We start from the raw sequence: 501 nt of genomic DNA, 5'->3' as shown, positions 1-501 counted from the left end.
AAAGCATTTATTAGCGCAGGTACTACTATATCTCCATGCCCTGCTCCTACTTTACCCAGTGCTTCAGCTGCACTCCACCTAACCTCATCATCACTATCTTTTAAAGCATTTATGAGCGCAGGTACTACTATATCTCCATGCCCTGCTCCTACTTTACCCAGTACTTTAGCTGCTCTGATCCTGACCGAGTTCTTCTTATCTTTTAAAGCTTCTAATAATTGAGAAATCACTTCTTTACCCACACGATTGCTAATACTTAAAACATTGGTAATAAAACTAACATTCTCAATGTCACTCCATTTCTTTATATTATCCAAAATGCTTTTATGTACGTTAACCCTTTGGTTATTTTCACATTCCTCTAAACACCTTATCTGCAAATTAACATGCTTGAGCCCAACAAGTTCTCTGGGCGCAGTTTCTATTAAATGCCAAAATCTTACTAAAGCACTGTAATTACCTGCTCCCTTACATCTGTCATACAATACTCCTGCTACATAC

At 37.9% G+C, this 501-nt stretch carries 1 protein-coding gene; it reads right to left on the bottom strand.

Features of this window, described 5'->3' with window-relative positions; all coding sequences use genetic code 11:
* Positions 1–501 (bottom strand): HEAT repeat domain-containing protein (locus tag NF27_RS11075; protein WP_053332524.1); only part of this gene is annotated, 501 nt, incomplete at both ends.

It is taken from the genome of Candidatus Jidaibacter acanthamoeba, from assembly GCF_000815465.1.
Classification (GTDB): domain Bacteria; phylum Pseudomonadota; class Alphaproteobacteria; order Rickettsiales; family Midichloriaceae; genus Jidaibacter; species Jidaibacter acanthamoebae.
Note: the sequence above shows the minus strand (reverse complement) of the source record. Positions and strands in the feature narration are given on the sequence as shown.